Source organism: Streptomyces sp. MZ04, assembly GCF_004684775.1.
Lineage (GTDB): Bacteria > Actinomycetota > Actinomycetes > Streptomycetales > Streptomycetaceae > Streptomyces.
In genome coordinates this window covers 1-25,604 of the sequence record NZ_SRIC01000020.1, presented here as the reverse complement: position 1 = coordinate 25,604, position 25,604 = coordinate 1, and the positions used below count along the sequence as shown (strand labels likewise).

The window sequence follows — 25,604 nt, the reverse complement described above, 5'->3', positions numbered from 1 at the left end:
CTCCGGTTCTGCCGCCGCGGCTTGCGCCCTGCGCAGCCGTGGCGGCATTGCTTTCCCGAGATGCAAAAGATTTGTTGCGCAATTTTTCTTTCGTATCTACGGTGAGGGCATGACCGACAAGCAGACCCGCCGGATCACCGACCTGGGCACGCTCAAGGCCTTCGGCCATCCGCTGCGGCTGAAGATCTACGGCACGTTGCGCGTGGCGGGCCCCGCGACCGCCTCGCACCTGGCCGCGCAGGTCGACGAGGCGGTCTCCCTTGTCAGCTATCACCTGCGCAAACTCGCCGAGCACGGCCTCATCGAGGAGGCCGAAGTCCAGAGCGAAGACGCGCGGGAGCGGTGGTGGCAGGCCGCGCAGGACACCGTGAGCTTCCGGCACGAGGACTTCAAGGACACGCCGGAGGGGGTCGCGGCGCACTCGGCGGTCATCCGGCAGATGATCGCGTTCCGTCGCGAGCAGTACGAGACCTACCTGGACCAGCAGGCGGCATGGGGCGCCGAGTGGCGCAAGGCCGCCGACCAGTCGGACTTCCTCGCCCGCCTGAACCCCGCCGAACTCGCCCGGCTCAACACCGAGATCCACGCCCTGGTCAAGACGTACGAGGAGCGGGGCAAGGCCGCCGAGGCGGCGGGCGACACCGAGCGGCGCGAGAACGTCGCCGTGCATCTGGCCAGCTTCCCGTTCCGTCTCTGAGAGGGCCGCTCCCGTGACCGCCGCTCCCGTGACCGCCGCGATATCCGCACCTCCAGCGATCGAGCGTCCCGCCCACCGCGACGGCAACGTCCTGCGCTGGCTGGCCGCCTACACGGCGTCGATGGTCGGCGACAGCGTCTATTTCGCGGCGCTCTCCTGGGCCGCCGCCCGGAGCGGCAGCCCCGCGCAGGCCGGTCTCGTCCTCGCCGTCGGCTCCCTGCCGCGGGCCGCGCTCATGCTCGGCGGCGGCGTGATCGCCGACCGCTTCGGGCCCCGCCGGGTCGTCATCGCGAGCGACGCGGTGCGCTGCGCGGTGATCCTCGCCGTGACGGTGCTGCTCCTGGTGACCGCTCCCGGGATCTGGCTCCTGGTCCTCGTCGCCCTGGTCTTCGGCGCCGTCGACGCGCTGTTCCTGCCGAGCGTCGGCGCCCTGCCGGCGCGCATCACGGCGCCGGGGCAGCTCGGCAGGGTGCAGGGCATGCGGGGGTTCGCGCAGCGGGTCGCCACCGTCGCCGCCGCGCCCCTTGGCGGTCTCGCGGTGGCGCTGGGAGGGCCCGCGGCCGGGTTCGGCGTGGCCGGGGCGCTCTTCGCGGTCTCGCTGGTGCTGCTGATGGCCGTACGCGCCGGGGAACTCGTCCCGGACGAGGCGGCGGGGACGGCCGAGAGCGCGGGGCGCCAGCTCGTGGACGGACTGCGGTACATCTGCGGGCACCGGGTGCTCGCCCCGCTGCTTCTGGTCGCCGCGGTGATGGAGCTGGGTTTCGCCGGGCCCGCCAACATCGGGGTCGTGCTCCTCGCCGACCAGCGAGGCTGGGGCGCCGCCGGTCTCGCGTGGACCATGGGCGGCTTCGGCGTCGGTGCCGGTGCGGCGGCGCTGCTGCTCGCCGTGCGGGGGCGGATCGGCAGGGCCGGAGCCGTGCAGTCCTGGGGCGTGGTGGCGGGCTCCGTCGCGCTCGCCGGGATCGGCTTCGCCCCCTCGGTCGGCGTCGCGGCGGCGGCCGGACTCTGCGTCGGCCTGTGCACCGGGCTCGGCGGCGCGCTCATCGGGGCCCTCGTCCAGACCGTCACCGAGCCCGCCTACCTGGGCCGCGTCACCTCCGTGGCGACGCTCTTCACCGTGGGTATCGCCCCGATGACGTACCCCGTGGTCGGTGCGGCGATCGGCACCTGGGGCATCGAGCCGGTCTTCGCCGTGAGCGCGGCGGTCAGCGCGGCGGGCGGAGTGCTCGGACTCTGCTCCCGCGCCCTGCGCCGCGCCGAACTGCCGGGCTGAACTCCCCGCTCAGATCCCCAGCTGCTTGGCCTCATGCAGCTTCGCCACCGCGTCCTTCTCGCCGTCCAGTTCGACCTTCGCCGCGTCCTGGCGGCCGTACGCGAACAGCACGAGCTCCCCAGGATCGCCGGTCACCGTCACCACCGGTGTGCCCTTGCGTGCCACCGCCGTCTGGCCGTCGGGGCGGCGCAGGACCACGCCCACGGGGGCGCCGCGGCCCACCAGGCGGGCCATCCGCTCCAGCCGTGACCAGAGCGCGTCGGAGAAGACGGGGTCAAGATCGCGCGGCGTCCAGTCGGGCTGTGCGCGGCGCACGTCCTCGGTGTGGACGTAGAACTCGACGGTGTTCGACGCCTCGTCGATCTGCTTGAGGTTGAAGGGCGAGAAGCGCGGCGGTCCCGTCCTGATCAGCTGGATCAGTTCCTCGTACGGCTTCGCGGCGAACTCGGCCTGCACCCGCTCGAGCCGCGCCGCGAGCTGCTTGATCAGGACCCCGCCCGCGGCGTCCGCGCGGCGCTCGCGCACCACCACATGGGCCGCGAGATCACGGGCGTTCCAGCCCTCGCAGAGGGTGGGCGCGTCCGGACCCGCCGCCTCCAACAGATCGGCGAGGAGAAGTCGTTCACGCTTCGCATGGGTCGACATACCCCCAGCCTACGACCGAGTAGGCCGTCCGCGCAGTGGACGCGGGCCGACCGGGCCACTCCGGCGCGGCACAATGGCCGTATGACCGCCACACCCCCGCCCAGCAGCCTCGCCCCCGAGATCGCCGCCCGCCTCAAGCGCGGCGCGGACGGCCTCGTCCCCGCCATCGCCCAGCAGTACGACACCGGCGAGGTGCTGATGCTGGGCTGGATGGACGACGAGGCGCTGCACCGCACGCTCACGACCGGGCGCTGCACCTACTGGTCGCGCAGCAGGCAGTCGTACTGGGTGAAGGGCGACACGTCGGGCCACTTCCAGTACGTGAAGTCCGTGGCCCTGGACTGCGACGCGGACACCGTCCTGGTCCAGGTCGACCAGATCGGCGCCGCCTGTCACACGGGCACCCGCACCTGCTTCGACACCGACACCCTCACGGTCACCTTCACCGGCACCGAGGAGTGACCGAGGCGCCGCTCACCGGCACCGCAGTGTGATCGTCTCGCCGTCCCGGAGCACGATGCCGGACGGGTCGCCGGGCAGCCGGCGCCCCGCGAGATCGGCGCGGCAGTTGTCCCGTACACGATCGCGTACGTCCCATTCGGTCAGCAGCTGGCCCAGCGTGAAGTCCTGCCACCGCTCCGACTCGACGTGCAGCGTGCCGCTCGTGTCGTGCGTGTGCAGCGGGCTGTAGCGCGGCTTCGGGCCCGACCGGTCGATGCCGAGGTCCGCGGGGACCGTGACGGGGCGGCCGTCGGAGTACACCTTCAGGGTCGTGTGGATGTGCATGTCCATCGCCTCGGCGTCGAGCATCTCCAGGCCTGCCGCCCGGACCCGCTCCGGTACGTCCTTGGGGGCGGGCCACACCACCGGTCCCGGCGCGGCGGCCGCGAACGCGGTCGTGGCCAGCAGGAGGGCGAGGGGGAGAGGGGAGAGTGCGCGGCGTCCGGTCGTCTTCATCGTCCCCTTCTAGTGGCTCACGTTTCCCGCGGGTGCCATCGACACCGGGCCCCACCCGCACGGCCGTAAGCTCCTCCCATGGATCTCGAGACCTTCCGCAAGTTCGCGAGCGACCGCCGAGTGATCCCCGTCAGCCGCAGGCTTCTTGCGGACGGCGACACTCCGGTCGCGCTCTATCGCAAGCTCGCCGCCGAGCGGCCCGGCACCTTCCTCCTGGAGTCCGCGGAGAACGGCCGCTCGTGGTCTCGCTACTCCTTCGTCGGCGTCCGCAGCGCCGCCACCCTCACCACCCGCGACGGCGAGGCCCACTGGCTCGGCACCCCGCCCATCGGCGTCCCCACGTCCGGCGACCCGCTCGAGGCCCTGCGCGCCACCGTCCAGACCCTGCACACCCCGCACGACCTGGGGTCGGGGATGCCGCCCTTCACCGGCGGGATGGTCGGCTATCTCGGGTACGACATCGTGCGCCGCCTGGAGAAGATCGGCCCCGGAGAGCGGGACGACCTCCAGTTGCCGGAACTGACCATGCTGCTCACCAGCGACCTCGCCGTCCTCGACCACTGGGACGGATCCGTGCTGCTGATCGCCAACGCGATCAACCACAACGACCTGGAGACGGGCGTCGACGAGGCGTACGCCGACGCGGTCGCCCGGCTCGACGCGATGGAGGCCGATCTGTCGCGGCCCGTCGCCCAGCCTCCGGCCGCGCTGCCGCCGTCCGAGCTCCCCGAGGTCACGTCGCTGTGGGGCGGAAAGCAGTACCAGGCCGTCGTCGAGGACATCAAGGAGCGCATCCGCGCGGGCGAGGCCTTCCAGGTCGTCCCCTCGCAGCGCTTCGAAACCCCTTGTGAAGCAAGCGCGTTGGACGTCTACCGCGTGCTGCGGGCGACCAATCCGTCGCCGTACATGTACCTCTTGCGCTTCGACGGCTTCGACGTGGTCGGCTCGAGCCCCGAAGCGCTCGTCAAGGTCGAGGACGGCCGCGCCATGGTGCACCCCATCGCCGGGACCAGGCCGCGCGGCGCGACGCCGCAGGAGGACCAGGCGCTCGCCGACGAACTCCTCGCCGACCCCAAGGAGCGGGCCGAACATCTGATGCTGGTCGACCTGGGGCGCAACGACCTGGGCCGGGTCTGCGAGCCCGGTTCGGTCGAGGTCGTCGACTTCATGTCGATCGAGCGGTACTCGCACGTCATGCACATCGTGTCGACGGTCACAGGACAGGTCGCCGAAGGACGCACCGCCTTCGACGTCCTCACCGCCTGCTTCCCGGCGGGCACCCTCTCCGGGGCGCCCAAGCCGCGCGCGATGCAGATCATCGACGAGCTCGAACCGTCCCGGCGGGGCCTGTACGGCGGCTGTGTCGGCTACCTCGACTTCGCCGGCGACTCCGACACCGCCATCGCCATCCGCACCGCGCTGCTGCGCGACGGCACGGCATATGTGCAGGCGGGCGCGGGAGTCGTCGCCGACTCCGACCCGGTCGCCGAGGACACCGAGTGCCGCAACAAGGCGGCCGCTGTCCTGCGGGCCGTCCACACGGCGAACCGGCTGCGGCGCACGGATGGACGTGAGGGATAGTGGAGGGGTGACTTCTGCCGTACCAACGCCACGATCCGACGCCGCCGAGGCCGACGCCGAACCCGAGACCCCGGCCAGGCGCGGCGGCCGCCGCAGCATCGCCGCGGCCCTGCTGTTCGGCGCCGTCGGCGCGGCCCTCGCGCTGCTCGCGTCCCGCCAGGCCTGGGCCCACGGCACCGCGTCGGTGGCGGGCGGCGACCTGCCGCTGACCGCCACGGGCAGCGATGTCACGGGCGTGCCCGCGGCCCTGGCGATCGTGGGCCTCGCCGCCCTCGTCGCCGTCTTCGCCGTCCGCAAGGCGGGCCGGATGCTCGTCTCGCTGCTGCTCGCGCTGAGCGGCGCGGGCACGGTCGCCGCCGCCCTGCTCGCCGCGAACGACAGCGGCGCGCTCGACGAGAAGGCCGCCGAGGCCTCCGGCGACGCGGCCGCGCGGATCGGTGATCTCAGCCACACCGGCTGGCCGTACGCCGCGGCCGCCGCGGGCGCGCTGATCCTGGTCGCCGGGCTGCTCGCCCTGACGTACGGCAAGTCCTGGCCCGCGATGTCCGGGCGTTACGAGCGCGACGGCGCCCCCCGCCCCCGCAAGGCGGCGCCCACCGTGGACCCCGACCGGCCCGAGGACCTGTGGAAGGCACTCGACCGCGGCGAGGACCCGACGCGCGAGGCATGACCCCCCCGCTCACGGCTTTCCCGCGAGTACGGGACAATGGAGCGGTGAGCGTCCGACTCACCACCACGCATACAGCAACGAGGAGCAAGTCATGGCGGGCAGCAGCCACGGACACACCCCGGCCGCCTGGACCGGTGTCATCATCGCCTGCATCGGTTTCTGCGTATCGGGTGCCTTCATGGTGATGGCGAACCCGCTCGGATTCTGGGCCGGCCTGGTCATCATCGGCGCCGGCGGCCTCGTCGGTCTCGCCATGCGCGCCGCGGGCCTCGGTCAGGCCCCCAAGCGACAGGCGCAGGCGACGGCGCGGCTCGCGCACTCCGAGAGCTGACTCCTCTCGTACGTACGTGAATGAGGCGGTCCGGCAGCAGCCCGGGCCGCCTCATTCGCGTCTGCGCGCGGGCGGCCGCCTCCCCCGGAGGGCAGAATGCGTCGGGTGAACGCTGAACCCGGGAGCACGGCACCGGCCGCCGGCCTCGCGCTGCGGCGCCTGGCCGTGCCCGTCGGTGTGCTCGGCTCGGTCGTCGCCGCCTTCGCGTACGTGGGGACGGTCGACCCGAACGAGCCGGGCCACTACCCGGCCTGTCCGCTGCTCCGGCTCACCGGCATCTTCTGCCCCGGCTGCGGCGGACTGCGCAGCGCCCACGCCTTCATCCACGGCGACATCGGCACCGCGCTGGGCGCCAACGCGCTCGCCGTCGCCGGGTACGCCGTGTTCGCCGTGGTGTGGACCCTGTGGGCGGCGCGGGCGGTGCGCGGGCGGCCGCTGCGGATCTCGCTGGGAACCGCACAGCTGTACGGCGTCGGGGCGCTGATCGCGGTGTTCACCCTCGTACGCAATCTGCCGTTCGGGGCATGGCTGCACCCTTGATTGAACGGTGAACGCGCAGGCCCGGGGGGTTGCGGGGTGTCCAGGACGTGGGACTGGTGTCAACCGGATGCGGGGCCTTCGCTCTCCTGCGGATACCATCGCAGTGACCAACGGAATGCCTGATCAGGCAGCCGGACAGCTTGAGGTTCAAACAGCAGCTTCACCGTCAGGGAAGGGGACCGCTCGCGTGAGTGTGCTCGACGAGATCATCGACGGAGTCCGTGCCGACCTAGCGGAACGGCAGGCGCGCGTCAGCCTCGACGAGCTCAAGGAGCGCGCGGCGAAGGCTCCGGCGGCCAAGGACGGCGCCGCCGCACTGCGCGGCGACGGGGTCAAGGTCATCTGTGAGGTCAAGCGCTCGAGCCCGTCCAAGGGCGCGCTCGCCGCGATCGCCGATCCGGCGGGGCTCGCCGCCGACTACGAGGCGGGCGGCGCGGCCGTCATCTCCGTACTGACCGAGCAGCGCCGCTTCGGCGGCTCGCTCGCCGACCTGGAGGCCGTCCGGGCCAGGGTCGACATCCCGGTGCTCCGCAAGGACTTCATCGTCACCTCGTACCAGCTGTGGGAGGCACGGGCGTACGGCGCCGACCTCGCCCTGCTGATCGTCGCCGCCCTCGACCAGGCGGCCCTGGAGTCGCTCATCGAGCGCGCCGAGTCGATCGGCCTCACGCCGATCGTCGAGGTGCACGACGAGGACGAGGCCGAGCGGGCCGTGGACGCGGGGGCGCGGGTCATCGGCGTCAACAACCGCGACCTCAAGACCCTCAAGGTCGACCGCTCCACCTTCGAGCGCGTCGCCCCCGAGCTGCCGGACAGCGTCGTCAAGATCGCCGAGTCCGGTGTGCGCGGGCCGCACGACCTGATCGCCTTCGCCAACGCGGGCGCCGACGCGGTGCTTGTCGGCGAGTCCCTGGTGACCGGCCGCGACCCGAAGTCCGCCGTCTCCGACCTGGTCGCCGCGGGCGCGCACCCGGCCCTGCGGCACGGACGGAGCTGACCCCACCGATGTCCATCGCCGCCCGCCTCGCACCCGGCTGCCGCCCCCGCGGCTGCCGGGCGCCTGCGCGACGCGTGCGGGGCAGGCGAGTGCGCTACCACATCGGCTCGGAGCCGGGCCAGATTCCTGGGATGCGATGGCAGGGCGGCGCCTTGAACGCCGCCGCGAGCTGAAGCGCCCCTGAAAGGGGCGCGGGGAACTGCGCGATCAGCCCAAGAGGGGCCGCAGTCGCGACAGAACCGTGACCAGCTACGGCGTCAGGGCGTACTCATGCCAATCGACACCGCCAGCCATAGCGAGGTTTCCGCATGCCCAGCAACTTCTTCATCCCGGACCCGGAGGGTCAAGTCCCCACCGCCGAGGGCTACTTCGGCGCGTTCGGAGGGAAATTCATCCCCGAGGCCCTCGTCGCCGCGGTCGACGAGGTAGCCGTCGAGTACGAAAAGGCCAAGAACGACCCCGCCTTCGCCGCCGAGCTCGACGACCTCCTCGTCAACTACACGGGCCGTCCCAGCAGCCTCACCGAAGTCCCCCGTTTCGCCGCGGAAGCGGGAGGCGCCCGCATCTTCCTCAAGCGCGAGGACCTGAACCACACCGGCTCGCACAAGATCAACAACGTGCTCGGCCAGGCCCTGCTCACCAAGCGCATGGGCAAGACCCGCGTCATCGCGGAGACCGGCGCGGGCCAGCACGGCGTCGCCACCGCCACCGCCTGCGCGCTCTTCGGCCTCGACTGCACCATCTACATGGGCGAGATCGACACCCAGCGCCAGGCCCTGAACGTGGCCCGCATGCGCATGCTCGGCGCCGAGGTCGTGGCCGTGAAGTCCGGCAGCCGCACCCTCAAGGACGCCATCAACGAGGCGTTCCGCGACTGGGTCGCCAACGTCGACCGCACCCACTACCTCTTCGGCACCGTCGCGGGCCCGCACCCCTTCCCCGCCATGGTCCGCGACTTCCACCGGGTCATCGGGGTGGAGGCCCGGCGGCAGATCCTGGAGCGCGCCGGACGCCTGCCCGACGCCGCCGTCGCCTGTGTGGGCGGCGGGTCCAACGCCATCGGCCTCTTCCACGCCTTCATCCCGGACGCCGACGTACGCCTCATCGGCTGCGAGCCCGCCGGGCACGGTATCGAGACCGGCGAGCACGCGGCCACGCTGACCGCGGGCGAGCCGGGCATCCTGCACGGCTCACGGTCGTACGTCCTCCAGGACGAGGAGGGCCAGATCACCGAGCCCTACTCGATCTCCGCCGGACTCGACTACCCCGGCATCGGCCCCGAGCACGCCTTCCTCAAGGACAGCGGCCGCGGCGAGTACCGCGCGGTCACCGACGCCGCGGCCATGCAGGCGCTGCGCCTCCTGTCGCAGACCGAGGGCATCATCCCGGCCATCGAGAGCGCCCACGCGCTGGCCGGGGCGATCGAGATCGGCAAGGAGCTCGGCAAGGACGGGCTGATGATCGTCAACCTGTCCGGCCGCGGCGACAAGGACATGGACACGGCAGCGCGGTACTTCAGCCTGTACGACACGGACGCCACCGTCGAGGCGGACGCGTCCGCCACCGGTGCCGCGGAGATCGAGGGGGACGCCAAGTGAGCGGCAACATCGAGCTGTTGAACGACACCCTCGCGGCAGCGAAGTCCGAGGGCCGGTCCGCCCTCATCGCCTACCTGCCGGCCGGGTTCCCGACCGTGGACGGCGGCATCGCGGCGATCAAGGCCGTCTTCGACGGCGGCGCGGACGTCGTGGAGGTCGGTCTCCCGCACAGCGACCCCGTCCTCGACGGCCCCGTCATCCAGACCGCCGACGACATCGCGCTCAAGGCGGGCCTGAAGATCGCCGACGTCATGCGCACGGTCCGCGAGGCTCACGAGGCGACCGGCAAGCCGGTGCTGGTCATGACGTACTGGAATCCGATCGACCGCTACGGCATCGAGCGCTTCACCGCCGAGCTCGCGGAGGCGGGCGGCGCGGGCTGCATCCTGCCCGACCTGCCCGTCCAGGAGTCCGCGCTGTGGAGGGAGCACGCCGAGAAGCACGGCCTGGCGACGGTCTTCGTCGTCGCGCCGAGCAGCAAGGACGAGCGCCTCGCCACCATCACGGCGGCCGGTTCCGGCTTTGTGTACGCGGCGTCCCTGATGGGCGTCACCGGCACCCGGGAGTCCGTCGGTGAGCAGGCGCAGGAGCTGGTGCGGCGCACCAAGGCCACCACCGACCTGCCGGTCTGTGTCGGCCTCGGCGTCTCCAACGCCCGCCAGGCCTCCGAGGTCGCCGGGTTCGCCGACGGCGTGATCGTCGGCTCCGCGTTCGTCCAGCGTCTCCTGGACGCCCAGGCCGCCGGGGACGCAGCCGCGGGGCTCGCCGCGGTCCGCGCGCTCGCGGTTGATCTCGCCAAGGGCGTGCGCGGAGACGCGTAACTCGTACGGGTGGACCTGGGACCGGGGAGGCATGCTCGTGCCTCCCCGGTTCGTTGGCGGGGTGTGAGCGAGAAGAACCGTGAGGGAAAGCGCGCGGCCCGCGACCGGCTGGCGGAAGAGCGAGAGCGGCAGAAGTCGCGGGACAAGCAGCGCAGGGTGTTGATCGTGGGGGCCGCCGTCGTCGGCGTCCTCGCGCTGGCCGCCGTGGCGGGTCTGCTCGCCGCCAACTCGGGCGACGACAAGGACACCTCGGGTCTTGTCGCGATCCCGCAGGGGGCGAACGGCAAGGATCAGCTCGCGATCCCCGTGGGCAAGGACAGCGCCAAGTCGAACCTCACCGTCTGGGAGGACTTCCGCTGCCCCGCGTGCAAGTCGTTCGAGGACGCGTACCGCACGACGATCCATGAGCTCACCGACAAGGGCCGGCTCAAGGTCGAGTATCACCTGGCCACGCTCATCGACGGGAACATGGGCGGCAGCGGCTCGCTGCGCGCGGCCAACGCGGCGGCGTGCGCCCAGGACGCCGGGAAGTTCACGCCGTACCACGACGTGCTGTTCAAGAACCAGCCCGCCGAGACGGACGACGCCTTCGCCAAGAACAGCAGGCTGCTCGAGCTCGCGGGCCAGGTCGACGGGCTCGACACCGCCTCCTTCAAGAAGTGCGTCGAGGACGGCGCGCACGACAGCTGGGTCACGAAGTCGAACAAGGCGTTCCAGGACGCGGGCCTGCAGGGCACGCCCAGCGTGCTGCTCGACGGGAAGAACATTTTCGCGGACCAGAAGAATCCGCTGACCCCGGCGAAGCTGAAGGCGATGGTGGAGAAGGCGAACGGGGCGTAGGCGACGAGGCGTAGTTATGGAGCCGTAGCCGGGCTGGTTGCCTTGGGCACCACCCGGCACGGTAGCGTCGGACCTGCCATGGACCTTGCCTTCATTCCCAGCCCGTCGCGCGGTGTGGTCGAACTCGGACCCATTCCGCTGCGCGGCTACGCGTTCTGCATCATCATCGGCGTCTTCGTCGCCGTCTGGCTCGGCAACAAGCGGTGGATCGCTCGCGGGGGCCGCCCAGGCACCGTGGCCGACATCTCCGTCTGGGCCGTGCCGTTCGGCCTCGTCGGCGGGCGTCTCTACCACGTGATCACGGACTACCAGCTGTACTTCAGCGAGGGCCGTGACTGGGTGGACGCCTTCAAGATCTGGGAGGGCGGCCTCGGTATCTGGGGCGCGATCGCGTTCGGCGCGGTCGGTGCCTGGATCGGCTGTCGCCGGCGCGGGATCCCGCTGCCCGCCTGGGCCGACGCGCTCGCCCCCGGCATCGCCTTCGCCCAGGCCATCGGCCGCTGGGGCAACTGGTTCAACCAGGAGCTGTACGGCAAGGCCACGGATCTGCCGTGGGCGCTGAAGATTACGTCGGCGGAGGACGGCCGGGTACCCGGCACCTACCACCCGACGTTCCTCTACGAGTCCCTCTGGTGCATCGGCGTCGGCTTCCTGGTCATCTGGGCCGACCGCCGCTTCAAGCTCGGACACGGCCGGGCGTTCGCCCTGTACGTGGCGTCGTACTGCGCGGGGCGCGGCTGGATCGAGTACATGCGCGTCGACGACGCCCACCATGTCCTCGGCCTCCGCCTGAACGTCTGGACCGCCATCGTGGTCTTCATCCTCGCGGTCGTCTACTTCATCCTGTCGGCGAAGCTGCGCCCTGGCCGGGAGGAAGTGGTGGAACCGGGGGCTTCCGACGACCCGGACGAGGGGGAACCGTCCAAGGACGGGGCGGAGCCGTCCGCCTCCGGCGAGGGAGAGCCGTCCGAGGACGAGGGGGCGCTGTCGCTGGAGAAGAAGGACGAGGCCGAAGCCGAGGCGGAGTCCGGGTCCGGGTCCGCCAAGAAGGGCTAGCCGCCCTTTTCGTACGTAGATGGGGCCGCCGGATCGCTTGATCCGGCGGCCCCTTCGCGTTGATCGGGCAGGCCGGTCAGAGTTGGCGGTGCGTAAGGGAGAGGGTCCGCCGAGCGCCCTCCACCACCGCCGCGTCCACGAATGTGCCGTCCGGCAGGGCCAGCGCCCCCGACTCCGTTGCCGCCGCCTTGAGGATCTGCTCGGCCCGGTCCACCTCCTCCGGGGTGGGGAGGTAGGCCCGCTCGATCACCGGGAGCTGGCGGGGGTGGATCGCCGCGCGGCCCAGGAAGCCGAGGCCGCGGCCGTGGGCACAGGAGGCGGCCAGGCCCGGCAGGTCGCGGATGTCCGGGTACACCGACTGCGCGGGCGGGGCGAGGCCCGCCGCCCGCGCGGCCACCACCACGCGGGCCCGCGCCCAGTCGAGGCCCGCGTCGTCCCGTACTCCCAGATCCGCGCGGAGATCCGCCTCGCCGATGGACAGGCCGTGCAGGGCCGGGTGCGCGGTGGCGATGGCGTACGCGTGCTCGAGACCGACGGCCGACTCGAGCAGGGCGTGCAGCGCCGGGGCGCCGCCGTCCGCGGGGGCCGCCCGCTCGGCGACGCGGACGACGTCGGCGGCGGACGTCACCTTCGGCAGGCGAAGCCCGGAGACTCCGGGAAGGTGCGCGATCGCCCGGAGATCGGCCCCGGCGAGCGGGCCGTCCAGGGCGTTCACGCGGACGTGCACGGGGACCGGCGGGGGCTCGGCGAGAAGCTCGGCCGTCGCCGATCTCGCGTACTCCTTGCGGTCGGGGCCGACCGCGTCCTCCAGGTCGACGATGACGGCATCGGCGCCCGCGAGCAGTGCCTTCGCCACGACCGAGGGACGGTCGCCGGGGGCGTACAGCCAGGTCAGCGGGGTGTCTCTCACAGCGCTCCCGCCTTGCGCAGCTCGGTGATCTCCCCTTCGGACAGGCCGAGTTCCGTGAGGACCGCGTCCGTGTCCGCGCCGTGCGGGCGGCCCGCCCAGCCGATGCCGCCCGGCGTCTCGGAGAGACGGAAGAGGACGTTCTGCATGCGCAGGGGGCCAAGCTCCGGGTCGGGGACGGTGGTGAGCGTGTTCAGGGCCTGGTACTGCGGGTCCGTCATGACGTCGCGTACGTCCTGGATGGGAGCCACCGCCGCCTCCGCCTTCTCGAACGCCTCGATCACCTCCGCGCGGGTGCGGCGGCCGATCCAGCCGCCGACCGCATCGTCGAGCACGTCCGCGTGGCGGGCCCGTTCCGCGCCGCTCGCGAACCAGGGCTCGTCGATCAGGTCGGGGCGGCCCACCAGGCGCAGCACGCGCTCCGCGATCGACTGCGCGGAGGTGGAGACGGCGACCCAACTCCCGTCCGCCGTGCGGTAGGTGTTGCGGGGCGCGTTGTTCGTCGAGCGGTTGCCGGTGCGCGGCTGAACATGGCCCAACTGGTCGTACCAGAGCGGCTGCGGGCCGAGGACCGTGAGGATCGGCTCGATGATCGCCATGTCGACGACCTGGCCACGGCCCGTGCGGTCGCGCGCCGCGAGCGCCGTCATCACCGCGTACGCCGTCGCCAGACCCGCGACCGAATCGGCGAGACCGAAGGGGGGAAGGGTCGGCGGCCCGTCCGGTTCGCCGGTGATCGCGGCGAAACCGCTCATCGCCTCGGCGAGCGTGCCGAAGCCGGGCCGGCGGGCGTACGGGCCGAACTGGCCGAAGGCCGTGACGCGGGTCAGGACCAGGCGGGGATTGGCCGCGCTCAGCTCCTCCCAGCCCAGGTCCCACTTCTCCAGGGTGCCGGGGCGGAAGTTCTCGATGATCACGTCGGCGGTCGCGGCGAGCCGCAGGAGCGTGGCGCGGCCGCCGGGCGTCGACAGGTCAAGGGTCATCGTGCGCTTGTTGCGGCCGAGCAGCTTCCACCACAGGCCGACGCCGTCCTTCGACGGGCCGTGGCCGCGGGACGGGTCGGGGCGCGTGGGGTGCTCGACCTTGACGACCTCCGCGCCGAAGTCGCCGAGCATCGTCGCGGCGAGCGGTCCTGCGAAGAGGGTCGCGAGATCGAGGACGCGCAGACCCGTGAGGGGTGCCTGTGCTGTCATGACGCCGCGCCGTTCGCCGCGGTGTCGATCTCCGAGCGGTACGGCATGGACGCCGCCGCCCCGGGGCGCTGGACGGAGAGCGCGGCCGCCGTCGACGCCCACGCGAGCGCCTTCGGCACCGAGCGGCCCTCGGCGAGTGCCACCGCGAGGGTGCCGACGAAGGTGTCGCCCGCGCCCGTCGTGTCCACGGCGGTGACCTGCGGGGCCTCCACGAGGACCGGCTCGGCGCCGCGGGCCGCGTACAGACTGCCGCGCGCGCCCAGAGTGACGACGACCTCGGGGACCTGGGCGAGCAGCGCCTTGGCCGCCGCGCGCGGTTCGGTGATGCCGGTGAGGGCGGCCGCCTCGTGCTCGTTGGGCACCAACAGGTCGGTGGCGGCGAGGAGTTCGGGCGGCAGCGGCTGTGCCGGAGCCGGGGTCAGGATGGTGCGTACGCCGTGCCTGCGGGCGGCCTGCGCCGCGGCGAGCACCCCTTCGACGGGGATCTCCAGCTGGAGCAGCAGGGTGTCGGCCGAGGCGATCAGGCCCTCGTCGCCGGGGGCGAGGGCGGTGAGGGTGCCGTTGGCGCCGGGGATGACGATGATCGCGTTGCCGCCCTCGTCGTCGACCACGATGTGGGCTGTGCCGGTGGCCGCGGTGTCGACGGTGCGCAGCAGGTCGGTGTCGACGCCGGAGTGCTCGAGCGTGCTGCGGAGCTGGGTGCCGAAGGCGTCGGCGCCGACCGCGCCGATCATCGAGACGTTGTCGGCGCCCGCGCGGGCCGCGGCGACGGCCTGGTTGGCGCCCTTGCCGCCGGGGAGCGTGCGGAACTCCCGCCCGGTGACGGTCTCTCCGCGCTGCGGCGCCTTGGCGACGTACGCGATGAGGTCCATGTTCGTGCTGCCGAGCACGGCGATGTGGGTCATGGGAGGTCTGTCTCCTGGATCGCGTTGGTCTCGTTGGTCTCGTTGGTCTCTTGGGCGAGTTCGGTGGTGAGGTCCGCGAGGGTGTCGAAGCCGATGCCGTCGAAACCGGCGACCGAGCTGGCGACGCGGTTCTCGAGCGGGGACGTCCAGCGGTCCGGGAGCGCGTCCGGGTGGCCTGCGAGCAGGCCCGCGATCGAGCCCGCGGTGGCGCCGTTCGAGTCGGTGTCCCAGCCGCCGGAGACGGCGCGGGTGATGGAGCCGGTGAAGTCGCCTTCGGCGTGGGTGAGGGCGGCGGAGAGGAGGGCGGCGTTGGGGACGACGTGCACCCAGTGGTAGTGGCCGTAGGTGGTGTGCAGCTCGTCCACGATGTGGTCGAACTGGCTCTGTTCCCTGGCCAGTTGGATGCTATGGCGGACGGCTCGGGCGAGGCGGGATTCCGGGGGTACGACGGTGAGGCCGGTGCGCAGGCAGTGGTGGACGTCGCCGGTCCCCGCCGCGGCCTCGGCGATGGTGGCCGCCGCGAACATCGCGCCGTACACGCCGTTGGCGGTGTGGGTGAGGGCCGCGTCGCGGTGGGCCTGTTCGGCGGCTTTCGCGGGGGCGCCGGGGTTGGTCCAGCCGTGCACGTCGGCGCGGATCAGGGCGCCGATCCACTCCCGGAAGGGGTTGTGGTGGGTGGCGGTGTGCGGGGGCTCGATGCCGTTGAGGAGGTTGCGGTAGGCGATGCGTTCCGCGGTGAAGGTGCGGGCGGCGGGGAGCTCGTCCAGCCAGAGCCTTGCCACGTCCGTGGTGGTGAAGGTTTTGCCGTGGCGTTGGAGGAGGCGGAGGTTGAGGAGGGGGTAGTTGAGGTCGTCGTCCTCGGGCATTCCCTTGATGTTTTCCGCCAGGGATGTCGTGGCGGAGCGCTTGTTCCAGGGGTAGGCCTGCTTGAGGTCCCGGGGGACGCCTTCTGCCGTGAACCAGGTGTTCAGGGGCCAGTTGCCTGTTGCTTTGGCGAGGCTTCGGATGCCGGTGAGGGGGAGCTTCTCCACTGGTTTGCCGAGGAGGCAGCCTGCGGCTCTGCCCAGCCAGGCGGCGTGTAGGCGGTGGCGTAGGGCCTTGGGCCGGTGGGTGGCGTTGTGCCCACCCGTTCCGCCCTGCGGAACGCCTGCCCACAACGGGGGCGGCCGTTCGGTCAGTTCGGCCAGTAGGTGTTCTGCCAGTGCTCGCAGGTGTGGGGAAGCCGGTGTCGGCGATGCGCCGGATCGGGGTGGGGTCAGGGAGCCGCCTGCTGCCAGCCAGCGGGCTCGTACCGCTGATGTGTCGCGGCCCTCCTCCTGCGCCTGGCGGAGTTCGTGGCCCAGCAGGTCCTCCGGCTGGACCCAGGTGAGGCGGATCATGGGTTGGCCGTCAGGGATGCGTACGCCGACTCGTGGGTGCGGCGGCGGTGTACGTCCCGGGTGAAGATCTCCTGGGTGATCTCCGTGAGGGTGGTCGCGGGGGCGTGCAGGTCCAGGCGGCTGGCCTCCGCCACCGTCTTGGCCCACTCGGGCGGGGCGCCCGAACCCAGCGCGCCCGCGATCGCGCCGCTCATCGTGGCGATGGAGTCGCAGTCCCGGCCGTAGTTGACCGAGCCGAGGACGGTGTGGCGGTAGTCGCCGTCGCCGATCAGGAGCATGGCGAGGGCGATGGGGAGTTCCTCGATGGAGTGGAGGCGTGAGGGACGGCGGGCGCCGAGGGACGGGGCGCGGTAGTCGGGGCCGACCGTGTCGAAGGGGGTGATCGCGGCGCGGAGGGGGACGAGCGCCGACTCGAACTCCCGGTGCCGGGCGGCCACTTCGGCCACCGCCTCGATCGCGGACCGTGTTCCGTCCTTCGCGAGGGAGAGGGCGGTGTCGATCACGGAGGTGGGTGTGGCGCCCGGCACGCACGCCGCAGCGACCGCCGCCGCCAAGACTCCGGCGGCCTCCCGTCCGTACGACGACTGGTGCGTGCCCGCGACGTCGAGCGCCTCCGCGTACGCGCCCGCGGGGTTCGCCGCGTTGACGAGGCCGACCGGCGCCATGTACATCGCGGCGCCGCAGTTCACGATGTTGCCGGTGCCCGCCTCGCGCGGGTCGATGTGGCCGTAGTGGATGCGGGCGACGAGCCACTTCTCGGCGAGGAAGATCCGCTGGAGGGGGAGGGCGTCGGCCTCCAGTTCCGGGATCCAGCGGGGGTTCGTCATGAGGTCGGGGACCAGGTGGTCGGCGACCGCGTAGGCGTCCAAGTGGTCGCGGACGGCGGCGTACACGCGGATCAGCGCGTGGGTCATCAAGGTGTCGTCGGTGACGTGTCCGTCGCCCTTGTGGTACGGCGCGATGGGGCGCGCGGTGCGCCAGTGCTCGGCGTTCCAGGGGCCGACGATGCCGTGTACGCGGCCGCCGTGCCGTTCGAGGATCTGCTCGGGGGAGTAGCCCTCGACGGGGCCGCCGAGGGCGTCGCCGACCGCGGCGCCGACGAGGCAGGCGGTGACGCGTTCAGGGAGAGATGCCGCTGTCGGTTCCATTGCTTGCGTCATGTCGGGATTGTCCTCCTGGAGTGGTCAGTTCCGTGGCTGCCAGGTGCCCGGCGAGTTCCACCAGGTCGGTGCCGGCCAGGCGGGGGAGCGCGCAGCCGGAGAGGGTGCGGCAGGCGTCGCGCCAGGCTTCGGGGATGGCGGTCGCCGTGCCGAGCGCGCCGGTCAGCGCGCCGGCGAGGGCGGGCGCGGAGTCCGCGACGCGCGACAGGCACGCGGCGGCGGGCACCGCGTCGCGGATGCGGCCGCGGGCGGCGGTGGTCAGGGCGAGGGCGACCGGGACGGTCTCGGCGGCGGCGATGCCGTAGCTGTAGACGTGGTCGACGATCTGGTGCTCCAGGAGGGGGACGAGGCCGAACGCGCCGTCCTCCTCTGCCTGGGTGCGGGCGAGTTTGACGGCGTGCCAGGCGTTGCGGCCGATCTCGGTGTGTTCGGGGAGCAGGGCGAGGGCGGCGTCCACGGACGCGTCGACGTCGGCGCCGCCGAGTGCTGCCGCGATCGCCGCGGCCATGGCGCGGGCGCCGTGCACGCCGTCGCCGTCCTGGGTGTAGCGGGCGTCGAACTCGGCCAGTTCGGCGGCCTGTTCGGGGTCGCCGGGGTGGACCAGGGCGAGGACACAGGCGCGTACGCAGGCGGCGTCGTCGAAGAAGTGCGGGTTGTCGTGGCCGGTGGCGGGTGGGCGCAGGCCTGCGGCGAGGTTGCCTAGGCCCGCGCGTACGGAGATGCGGGCGCGGAGGGGGAGTACGGCGGATTCGACTTCGGGGGCGCGGGCCGCTGCCGCGGCGATTTCGCCGGCGAGGGCGCCCCAGGCAAGGTCCAGGGCCGCGCGGACCCGGCGGTCCGGGGGCAGCTGGGGGTCGAGCGTCCCGTCCGCCGCGCGGAGCAGTGATTCGGCGGCGAAGGCCGCCCATTCGGCGTCGTCCGAGGGGCCGAGGCGGAGGGGTTCCGGGGGCTGGTTGAGTGCGATGGGGACGGGGAGGGTGGTCGTTGCGTTCTGCTCGGCGAAGGTGTCGAGTTCGCGGGTGAGGCGGCGGGTCCACTCGGGCATGCGGGCTGCGCGGTGCCTGGCCGCGGGCCAACCGGCGGCGTCGCCTGCGGCGAGGCCAAGGAGCAGGCCCTCTGTACGACTTGCCCCGCTTTCCTGGACGCCCCGTCCATCGACCCCCGGCATCAGGGGCTGTGCCCACCCGTTCCGCCGTGCGGAACGCCTGCCCACAGCGGGGGCGGGGGTGAAGTGGGCACCGCAGGGTGATCGAGGGGGAGTGGGAAAGGGTGGCCGCCGAGGGAAGCTACTCCCGCTCGCCCAGCAACGGCCGCAGCTCCTCCGGCAGGAGGTCCTCGCAGGCCTGCTTCGATGTAGTCGTCAGCGCGTCGTTCACGCACGTGTAGTAGTCCCGGTACACCAGCTGCGCGGCAAACGTCGCCGCCACCATCGCCAGCGCCAGCGAAGCCGTCACCAGGCCGCTGATCGCCGCGGTCGTCTGCGGCTTCCTGCTCGAGGCGTCGGCCGCGGAGCCCTGCTTGGCGGGAGTGGGAGTGGGAGAGGGAGCCGGAGCCGTCGGGTCCGGAGCCTTCGGCTTCGCCCGCAGTGCGCTGATGCCCCAGTTCAGCGCCAGCGCACCCAGCAGCAGCGCCACGTACCGCCAGCCGAAGAGGGCGAAGAAGAAGGCCCACATGCCGGAGAGCAGGGCGTAGCGCGCGCGGCGCTGGGCCGGGTCCGTCGGGTCCCAGCGCATGCCGGAGCCGGAGCCGGAGCCGGAGCCTGAACCGGAGCCGGAAGGACCGTCGGGGCCTTGCCCCTGCTGCCCGGGCCGCTCGCCGAAGCCGCCCTGGGAGCGGCCGGGCTGCCGGTCGCTCCACTGGCTGCCCCACGGGGAGTGCCCCTCCGGAGAGTCGCCGCCGTTGCCGGGACGCGGCCGCCACGGCTGGTCCGGGGTGCCCTCGGGCGGCGGCGCGAAGGGATTGTCGTCCTTCTCGCCGGGGGAGTCCGACGGCTCCGGCGAGCCCGACGAGCCCGACGAGCCGGAGTCCTGGGAGTCCTGCGGCGGGGACGACGGGCGGCCGTCGCGCAGCAGCGTCGAGCCGCGCCCCCCTCCGTGCGTCAACCCGAACGCGAAGGACAGCGGGAGGCGGAGGCTACGGTCCGGCATCAGGTGTGCGTCTTCCCCTTGGTTGAGCGAGCTGGTTACGAGAGCTGGTTACGAGCTTCTGCAGCGCCATGGCGCCCTGGCACAGACGCTACCTCCCGGCCGCGCCCCCGTCCCGTGAGGGGCGCCTCCGTGTGCCGGTATCGTTGCTGACGGTCGGCCGCTTCGTAGAGTTCCCCGTATCGCGGGGCACGAAGCCTTTGTATGACCGTACAAAGATGCCGTACAAAGCCGCCGTACACAGACGCACCTCCCGAGAAAGGGCCCCGCTGTGGCCAAGAGCCCTGTGGCCAAGCGCCTCGTCGTGCTGGTCTCCGGATCAGGCACGAATCTGCAGGCTCTGCTCGACAAGATCGCGACGGACGGGACGGCCGGCTACGGAGCCGAGATCGTCGCCGTCGGTGCCGACCGCGAGGGCATCGCGGGGCTCGAGCGGGCCGAACAGGCCGGGATTCCCACCTTCGTGTGCCGGGTCAAGGACCACGCGACCCGTGACGCGTGGGACGCGGCGCTCGCCGAGGCCACCGCCGCCTACGAGCCCGACCTGGTCGTGTCGGCCGGGTTCATGAAGATCGTGGGGAAGGAATTCCTCGCACGGTTCGGCGGCCGGTTCGTGAACACGCACCCCGCCCTGCTGCCCAGCTTCCCCGGAGCCCACGGTGTGCGCGACGCGCTCGCGTACGGCGCGAAGGTCACGGGATGCACCGTCCACTTCGTCGACGACGGCGTCGACACCGGCCCGATCATCGCCCAGGGCGTGGTCCCGGTCGGGGACGAGGACGACGAGAGCGCTCTGCACGAGCGCATCAAGGAAGTCGAGCGAAGGCTGCTCGTCGATGTCGTGGGGCGTCTGGCCCGCAACGGCTACCGCATTGAGGGACGAAAGGTACTTATCCCGTGACCGCCGAAGGTACGCACGGTTCGCAGCGCCCGATCAAGCGCGCGCTCATCAGCGTCTATGACAAGACCGGGCTCGAGGAGCTCGCGCGCGGGCTGCACGCGGCCGGCGTCGAGCTCGTCTCGACCGGTTCGACCGCCGCGAAGATCGCCGCCGCCGGGGTGCCCGTCACCAAGGTCGAGGAGCTCACCGGCTTCCCCGAGTGCCTGGACGGCCGGGTCAAGACGCTGCACCCGCGCGTGCACGCCGGGATCCTCGCCGACCTGCGCCTCGAGGACCACCAACGCCAGCTCGCCGACCTCGGCATCGAGCCGTTCCAGCTGGTCGTCGTGAACCTCTACCCCTTCAAGGCGACCGTCGCCTCGGGCGCGACGCCCGACGAGTGCGTCGAGCAGATCGACATCGGTGGCCCCTCGATGGTCCGCGCCGCCGCCAAGAACCACCCCTCGGTGTCGGTCATCACGAGCCCTTCCCGGTACGCCGATGTGCTCGCCGCGGTCCGTGACGGCGGGTTCGACCTGACCGCACGCAAGCGCCTCGCCGCCGAAGCGTTCCGGCACACCGCCGAGTACGACCTCGCGGTCGCCTCCTGGTTCGCGGACGACTACGCCGCCGACGGCTCGGCCTTCCCCGAGTTCCTCGGCAGCGCCTACGGCCGCAAGAACGTCCTGCGCTACGGCGAGAACCCGCACCAGAACGCGGCCCTCTACGTCGACGGCAATGGCGGCCTCGCCGAGGCCGAGCAGCTGCACGGCAAGGAGATGTCGTACAACAACTACACGGACACGGACGCCGCGCGCCGTGCCGCGTACGACCACGCCGACCCCTGTGTCGCGATCATCAAGCACGCCAACCCGTGCGGCATCGCGATCGGCGGGAACGTCGCCGAGGCGCACCGCAAGGCGCACGCCTGTGACCCGCTCTCCGCGTTCGGCGGTGTGATCGCCGTGAACCGCCCGGTCACCAAGGAGATGGCCGAGCAGGTCGCCGAGATCTTCACCGAGGTCATCGTCGCGCCCGAGTACGAGGACGGCGCGCTCGAAGCCCTCACCAAGAAGAAGAACATCCGCGTCCTGCGTGCCCACCGGGCGCCGTCCAACGCGGTCGAGGTCAAGCAGATCGACGGCGGCGCGCTGCTCCAGGTCACCGACCGGCTGCAGGCCGACGGCGACAGCCCGGCCAACTGGACGCTGGCCACCGGCGACGCCCTGAACCCGGGCGAGCTGGCCGAGCTGGAGTTCGCCTGGAAGGCGTCCCGCGCGGTGAAGTCCAACGCGATCCTGCTCGCCAAGGACGGCGCCTCGGTCGGCGTCGGCATGGGCCAGGTCAACCGCGTCGACTCCGCGAAGCTCGCCGTCGAGCGGGCGGGTGCCGAGCGCGCGCACGGTTCGTACGCCGCGTCCGACGCGTTCTTCCCGTTCCCCGACGGCCTGGAGATCCTCACCGAGGCGGGCGTCAAGGCCGTGGTCCAGCCCGGCGGTTCGGTCCGCGACGAGCTGGTCATCGAGGCGGCGCGGAAGGCCGGAGTGACGATGTACTTCACGGGTACGCGGCACTTCTTCCACTGACCTCGCCAGACACCACAACGGGCCGTGCCCCCCTCAAGAGGGGGGCACGGCCCGTTGGTTGACCGCTCGCCTCAGTAGCGGGGGCGGGCGAACCAGGCGGTGCCGCTGGGCACGACCGGGGCGATCGTGATGATGGCGGCGAAGGTGACCCAGATCAGCGGGCCGATGATCGCGGTCGCGAATCCGGTGTCCAGGCCGACGAAGAGGCCGATCAGACCGACGATGCCGCCGAGCGCGCCGTAGACGACCGTGGTGATCCGGACGCCCTGGCCGCCGCGGCCGAACTTCACGCCGAGCGTGATGGAGAGCGTCGCGAGCGCGGCCGCGACGAGCGCGGCGACGATCGCGATGGCGGCCACGTCGTCACCGACGTCGCCCATGCCGCTGAGGCCCAGGTCCTCGGCGCTGTCACCGGCGTCGCTCGCGACCGCGCCCGCGTACAGGTAGATGATCGCGACGAGGATCTGCACCGCCGAGATCAGGAACAGGAAGACGCGAGCGGTCACCAGAAGCCCCGGCATCGTCTGCGGCATCATGTTCCCGCCCGGGTAGCCGGGGTAGGCCGGCTGCTGCGGGTAGCCGTAGGCCTGCTGCGGCGGGATGCCGGGCGGGCCCTGCTGGGGATAGCCGTATCCGGGAGCGGCCGGGGGCTGCTGGGGCGGCTGCCCGTAAGGGTTGTTCGGGTCGCCGTAACTCATGGCGGTCTTCCTCCGTCGGGTAGTGCGGGGACGACGCGGCACATCACGGAGGAAGGTCTACAGATGCGGTCCGTCCCCCCGACACTGCCCGCGGCACTGTGCCGCATATCGTTCTTTAGCCCGGGCTTATTTGTCCAGCCGCACTCCGTATGTGTTGTGCAAGTGCAACAGAGCTGGTCAGGTCTCGGGACACAGCCGGGACACAGCCGGGTTGCGGGGGCGCCCTGATTGGTATCGGGCGGGCCTCATCCGGGAAGATGGGGTCATGACCGCCCAGATTCTCGATGGCAAGGCCACCGCAGCCGCGATCAAGTCCCAACTGGCCGTCCGCGTGGCGGCCCTCAAGGAGAAGGGCATCACCCCCGGACTCGGCACCGTCCTGGTCGGTGACGACCCGGGCAGCCAGAAGTACGTCGCGGGCAAGCACCGCGATTGCGCGCAGGTGGGCATCGCCTCCATCCAGCGCGAACTGCCCGCCACCGCGACGCAGGACGAGATCGAGGCCGTCGTCCGCGAGCTCAACGAGGACCCCGCCTGCACCGGCTACATCGTGCAGCTCCCGCTGCCCAAGGGCATCGACGAGAACCGCGTCCTTGAGCTGATGGATCCGGCCAAGGACGCCGACGGCCTGCACCCGATGAACCTCGGCCGCCTCGTGCTCAACGAGCCGGCCCCGCTGCCCTGCACGCCGAACGGCGTGATCACGCTGCTCCGCCGGCACGGCGTGGAGATCAACGGCGCGGAGGTCGTGGTCGTCGGCCGCGGCGTGACGATCGGCCGCTCGATGCCGCTGCTGCTCACCCGCCGCTCCGAGAACGCGACAGTGACGCAGTGCCACACCGGCACGCGCGACCTGGCCTACCACCTCAGGAAGGCCGACATCATCGTGGCCGCGGCGGGTGTTCCGCACCTGATCAAGGCCGAGGACGTGAAGCCGGGCGTCGCGATCCTGGACGTCGGCGTCTCGCGCGACGAGACCGGCAAGATCGTCGGCGATGTGCACCCGGACGTCTACGAGGTCGCCGGATGGATCTCGCCGAACCCGGGCGGTGTCGGCCCGATGACGCGCGCCCAGCTGCTCGTCAACGTCGTCGAGGCGGCCGAGCGCGCCGCCGCTGCCGCGAGCTGACCGGGAAGAGGGCGAGCCCATGAGCGTAGGCGCGAAGGGCGGGAACGGAGCGGCGGCGTCGTCGTCCGGGTCGGATGCCGCCGACGAGAACGGGGCCGCGGCGTCCGAACCGGGGGCCACGGAGCCGGAGATGTCCGAGCCGCGGGCCGAGCCGCGGGCCGAGGAGAAGGCCGAGGAGAAGGCCGAGGAGAAGGCCGAGGAGAAGGCCGAGGGGCATGCCGAGGGGCAGGTCGGTGCGACCGGCTCCGGCGGGCAGGCCAAGCGGACCTCGCGGCGCTTCCCGCTCTTCACCCGCGACACCGCGCGGCCCGAGGGCGGCGGCCGCGCCGCGAGCGGTGACGCGCCCGCGCCCGCACGGCAGTGGCCGCTGCTCTGCGTCATCGCGACGGTGGTGATCGGGCTGCTGCTCACCGCCCTCGACGTGTTCCGCGTCGGCACGATACTGATCGGCCTCGCCCTGGTCGCGGGCGCCGTGCTGCGCTGGGCGCTGCCTGACGTCGGCATGCTCGCGGTGCGCTCGCGCTTCACGGACATGGTGACGTACGGCGTACTCGGCGTCGCCATCGTGCTGCTCGCCCTGATGGCGCAGCCCGATCCGTGGCTGCGGATCCCGTTCCTCAGCGACACACTGCACCGCACGATCACCACCTGAGGTGACCCCGGAGCGCGTGAAGCGGCGCCCGTCCTCTCCCCCGATGAGGACGGGCGCCGCTGGTATGTGGGGCTGCCGTGGTCAGGTCAGCGGCAGTTGACCCACTTGTTGGAGAGGATCTTCAGCTTGTGGTTGGCGTTGCCCTTGGTGCCGAGCTTCTGCGTGCCGATGTACTGCGTGTAGTTCTTGCCGGCGTAGAGCGCCACGTCGCACTTGCGGCCGTGGTTGTAGCCGGACCAGGCCCCCGCGAACACGGCGTACCGGGACAGGTCCTTGTTGTTGTACTTGACCTTTTGCATCCGCCCGGTGAAGTTCTTCCCGGACCAGACGCACAGCCAGCCCTTGGGAAAGGCCGACGCGCCCAGCTCATGTCTTCCCCCGAAGTCATGGTGGTGTGGAGGGCGGCGCGGGGTGGACCGCGCCGCCCGTTGTGCATTGATGACGATGCCGGGCGCCGGGTGCGGACCGCCAGATCTGTCGGCGCGGTCAGGCACGCGCGGGACGTCCCGGGCGCTGACCTGCGCGTCTCTGGTGCGTGGGACGGCTCGGGCGGGACGGTTCGGACAACGACGATGCGGAGCGGCCGGTTTCGGCAGGGTGCAGGAACTGCCGCCGAGTGTTCGGGCATCCTCTCTTCCAAGGGAACTGAAGGACATGGGGTGGAACATGTCTCGATGGAAGGAGCTGCCCGACTCGCTTGACCCGCGGGTGCGGCAGTTCGTCGTAAGGCTGCGCAGGCTCAAGGACCACAGCGGCCTTGGCCTGGCGGCGTTGGCGTCCCGGACGGGGTACAGCCGCTCGTCCTGGGACAGGTATCTCAACGGCAGGTCGCTGCCTCCCGCCGAGGCGGTCGAGGCGCTCGCGCGGGCCTGCGACACCGAACCGGCGCCGCTTCTCGCACTGCGCGAAGTGGCCGCGGAGGGCTGGGAATCAGACATCGATGGGGACGGGGATGGGGATGGGGA

Annotated in this window: 28 protein-coding genes; 17 read left to right on the top strand and 11 right to left on the bottom strand. The window is 71.9% G+C overall.

Annotation, left to right across the window (positions count from 1 at the left end; all coding sequences use genetic code 11):
• Positions 1-109: 109 nt before the first annotated feature.
• On the top strand, positions 110-697 hold the full coding sequence (locus E2651_RS07255; protein ID WP_135330184.1) for a helix-turn-helix domain-containing protein: 588 nt from the start codon (positions 110-112) through the stop codon (positions 695-697).
• Between the two features lie 28 nt (positions 698-725).
• Complete coding sequence (locus E2651_RS07250) at positions 726-1,970, top strand: MFS transporter (RefSeq protein ID WP_135330212.1); 1,245 nt, start codon at positions 726-728, stop codon at positions 1,968-1,970.
• 9 nt (positions 1,971-1,979) lie between these two features.
• Here E2651_RS07250 and E2651_RS07245 read toward each other — a convergent pair whose 3' ends face one another.
• Entirely contained in the window at positions 1,980-2,615 is a 636-nt protein-coding gene (locus E2651_RS07245) for a TIGR03085 family metal-binding protein (protein ID WP_135330183.1), read from the bottom strand.
• Positions 2,616-2,696: 81 nt separating this feature from the next.
• Between E2651_RS07245 and hisI the strand changes: the two genes are divergently transcribed.
• A complete protein-coding gene (hisI, locus tag E2651_RS07240) occupies positions 2,697-3,077 on the top strand; it encodes a phosphoribosyl-AMP cyclohydrolase (protein WP_135330182.1) in 381 nt (126 codons plus the stop codon).
• 12 nt (positions 3,078-3,089) lie between these two features.
• On the opposite strand, the gene E2651_RS07235 is transcribed toward hisI, so the two are convergent.
• On the bottom strand, positions 3,090-3,572 hold the full coding sequence (locus E2651_RS07235) for a hypothetical protein (protein ID WP_135330181.1): 483 nt from the start codon (positions 3,570-3,572) through the stop codon (positions 3,090-3,092).
• Between the two features lie 78 nt (positions 3,573-3,650).
• On the opposite strand from E2651_RS07235, the gene E2651_RS07230 reads away from it, so the two are divergent.
• The 9 genes from E2651_RS07230 to lgt all read left to right on the top strand — a co-directional run bounded on the left by E2651_RS07230 (position 3,651) and on the right by lgt (position 12,006).
• Positions 3,651-5,153 carry an anthranilate synthase component I gene (locus tag E2651_RS07230; protein WP_135330180.1) on the top strand — a complete coding sequence of 501 codons (1,503 nt, stop codon included), beginning with the start codon at positions 3,651-3,653 and terminating at the stop codon, positions 5,151-5,153.
• 7 nt (positions 5,154-5,160) lie between these two features.
• The gene (locus E2651_RS07225; RefSeq protein WP_245238629.1) at positions 5,161-5,823 is read left to right on the top strand and encodes a TIGR02234 family membrane protein; all 663 of its coding nucleotides are present in this window, start codon (positions 5,161-5,163) and stop codon (positions 5,821-5,823) included.
• A gap of 91 nt (positions 5,824-5,914) precedes the next feature.
• Complete coding sequence (locus E2651_RS07220; protein ID WP_135330178.1) at positions 5,915-6,154, top strand: HGxxPAAW family protein; 240 nt, start codon at positions 5,915-5,917, stop codon at positions 6,152-6,154.
• A gap of 96 nt (positions 6,155-6,250) precedes the next feature.
• Positions 6,251-6,694, top strand: a complete 444-nt coding sequence (locus tag E2651_RS07215; protein WP_135330177.1) for a DUF2752 domain-containing protein — start codon at positions 6,251-6,253, stop codon at positions 6,692-6,694.
• 187 nt (positions 6,695-6,881) lie between these two features.
• On the top strand, positions 6,882-7,691 hold the full coding sequence (trpC, locus tag E2651_RS07210; protein WP_135330176.1) for an indole-3-glycerol phosphate synthase TrpC: 810 nt from the start codon (positions 6,882-6,884) through the stop codon (positions 7,689-7,691).
• Between the two features lie 308 nt (positions 7,692-7,999).
• Positions 8,000-9,289, top strand: coding sequence for a tryptophan synthase subunit beta (gene trpB, locus E2651_RS07205; RefSeq protein ID WP_135330175.1), 1,290 nt, complete (start codon positions 8,000-8,002; stop codon positions 9,287-9,289).
• The gene (gene trpA, locus E2651_RS07200) at positions 9,286-10,110 is read left to right on the top strand and encodes a tryptophan synthase subunit alpha (RefSeq protein WP_135330174.1); all 825 of its coding nucleotides are present in this window, start codon (positions 9,286-9,288) and stop codon (positions 10,108-10,110) included. The genes trpB and trpA overlap by 4 nt, the downstream gene beginning before the upstream one ends.
• Before the next feature lie 63 nt (positions 10,111-10,173).
• Complete coding sequence (locus E2651_RS07195) at positions 10,174-10,950, top strand: thioredoxin domain-containing protein (RefSeq protein ID WP_135330173.1); 777 nt, start codon at positions 10,174-10,176, stop codon at positions 10,948-10,950.
• Between the two features lie 78 nt (positions 10,951-11,028).
• A complete protein-coding gene (lgt, locus tag E2651_RS07190; RefSeq protein ID WP_135330172.1) occupies positions 11,029-12,006 on the top strand; it encodes a prolipoprotein diacylglyceryl transferase in 978 nt (325 codons plus the stop codon).
• 76 nt (positions 12,007-12,082) lie between these two features.
• On the opposite strand, the gene E2651_RS07185 is transcribed toward lgt, so the two are convergent.
• From E2651_RS07185 to E2651_RS07155, 7 genes are all read right to left on the bottom strand, one after another.
• Positions 12,083-12,916, bottom strand: a complete 834-nt coding sequence (locus E2651_RS07185; RefSeq protein ID WP_135330171.1) for a CoA ester lyase — start codon at positions 12,914-12,916, stop codon at positions 12,083-12,085.
• Positions 12,913-14,106 (bottom strand): CoA transferase, encoded by a 1,194-nt coding sequence (locus tag E2651_RS07180; RefSeq protein ID WP_135330170.1) that lies wholly within the window; start codon positions 14,104-14,106, stop codon positions 12,913-12,915. Before E2651_RS07180 ends, E2651_RS07185 begins: the two co-directional genes overlap by 4 nt.
• Complete coding sequence (rbsK, locus tag E2651_RS07175; protein ID WP_135330169.1) at positions 14,103-15,011, bottom strand: ribokinase; 909 nt, start codon at positions 15,009-15,011, stop codon at positions 14,103-14,105. Before rbsK ends, E2651_RS07180 begins: the two co-directional genes overlap by 4 nt.
• Positions 15,008-16,390: an ADP-ribosylglycohydrolase family protein gene (locus E2651_RS07170; RefSeq protein WP_135330168.1), complete on the bottom strand. Its 1,383-nt coding sequence runs from the start codon at positions 16,388-16,390 to the stop codon at positions 15,008-15,010. Before E2651_RS07170 ends, rbsK begins: the two co-directional genes overlap by 4 nt.
• On the bottom strand, positions 16,387-17,550 hold the full coding sequence (locus E2651_RS07165; protein WP_135330167.1) for an ADP-ribosylglycohydrolase family protein: 1,164 nt from the start codon (positions 17,548-17,550) through the stop codon (positions 16,387-16,389). The genes E2651_RS07170 and E2651_RS07165 overlap by 4 nt, the downstream gene beginning before the upstream one ends.
• Positions 17,510-18,718 (bottom strand): ADP-ribosylglycohydrolase family protein, encoded by a 1,209-nt coding sequence (locus E2651_RS07160; RefSeq protein ID WP_135330166.1) that lies wholly within the window; start codon positions 18,716-18,718, stop codon positions 17,510-17,512. The genes E2651_RS07165 and E2651_RS07160 overlap by 41 nt, the downstream gene beginning before the upstream one ends.
• A gap of 118 nt (positions 18,719-18,836) precedes the next feature.
• Positions 18,837-19,697 carry a hypothetical protein gene (locus tag E2651_RS07155; RefSeq protein ID WP_135330165.1) on the bottom strand — a complete coding sequence of 287 codons (861 nt, stop codon included), beginning with the start codon at positions 19,695-19,697 and terminating at the stop codon, positions 18,837-18,839.
• Between the two features lie 268 nt (positions 19,698-19,965).
• Between E2651_RS07155 and purN the strand changes: the two genes are divergently transcribed.
• Both purN and purH read left to right on the top strand, forming a co-directional pair.
• On the top strand, positions 19,966-20,595 hold the full coding sequence (gene purN, locus E2651_RS07150; RefSeq protein ID WP_135330164.1) for a phosphoribosylglycinamide formyltransferase: 630 nt from the start codon (positions 19,966-19,968) through the stop codon (positions 20,593-20,595).
• Positions 20,592-22,160 (top strand): bifunctional phosphoribosylaminoimidazolecarboxamide formyltransferase/IMP cyclohydrolase, encoded by a 1,569-nt coding sequence (purH, locus tag E2651_RS07145; RefSeq protein ID WP_135330163.1) that lies wholly within the window; start codon positions 20,592-20,594, stop codon positions 22,158-22,160. The genes purN and purH overlap by 4 nt, the downstream gene beginning before the upstream one ends.
• A gap of 71 nt (positions 22,161-22,231) precedes the next feature.
• Here purH and E2651_RS07140 read toward each other — a convergent pair whose 3' ends face one another.
• Complete coding sequence (locus E2651_RS07140; RefSeq protein WP_135330162.1) at positions 22,232-22,858, bottom strand: hypothetical protein; 627 nt, start codon at positions 22,856-22,858, stop codon at positions 22,232-22,234.
• A 265-nt stretch (positions 22,859-23,123) separates the two neighbouring features.
• Between E2651_RS07140 and E2651_RS07135 the strand changes: the two genes are divergently transcribed.
• Positions 23,124-23,987 (top strand): bifunctional methylenetetrahydrofolate dehydrogenase/methenyltetrahydrofolate cyclohydrolase, encoded by an 864-nt coding sequence (locus E2651_RS07135; protein WP_135330161.1) that lies wholly within the window; start codon positions 23,124-23,126, stop codon positions 23,985-23,987.
• A gap of 19 nt (positions 23,988-24,006) precedes the next feature.
• On the top strand, positions 24,007-24,639 hold the full coding sequence (locus E2651_RS07130; RefSeq protein ID WP_245238627.1) for a DUF3017 domain-containing protein: 633 nt from the start codon (positions 24,007-24,009) through the stop codon (positions 24,637-24,639).
• Between the two features lie 86 nt (positions 24,640-24,725).
• Here E2651_RS07130 and E2651_RS07125 read toward each other — a convergent pair whose 3' ends face one another.
• Positions 24,726-25,133 carry a peptidase inhibitor family I36 protein gene (locus E2651_RS07125; RefSeq protein ID WP_245238626.1) on the bottom strand — a complete coding sequence of 136 codons (408 nt, stop codon included), beginning with the start codon at positions 25,131-25,133 and terminating at the stop codon, positions 24,726-24,728.
• Positions 25,134-25,305: 172 nt separating this feature from the next.
• Here E2651_RS07125 and E2651_RS07120 point away from each other — a divergent pair.
• The coding region (locus tag E2651_RS07120) for a helix-turn-helix transcriptional regulator (RefSeq protein ID WP_135330159.1) at positions 25,306-25,604 on the top strand (299 nt) is incomplete at its 3' end.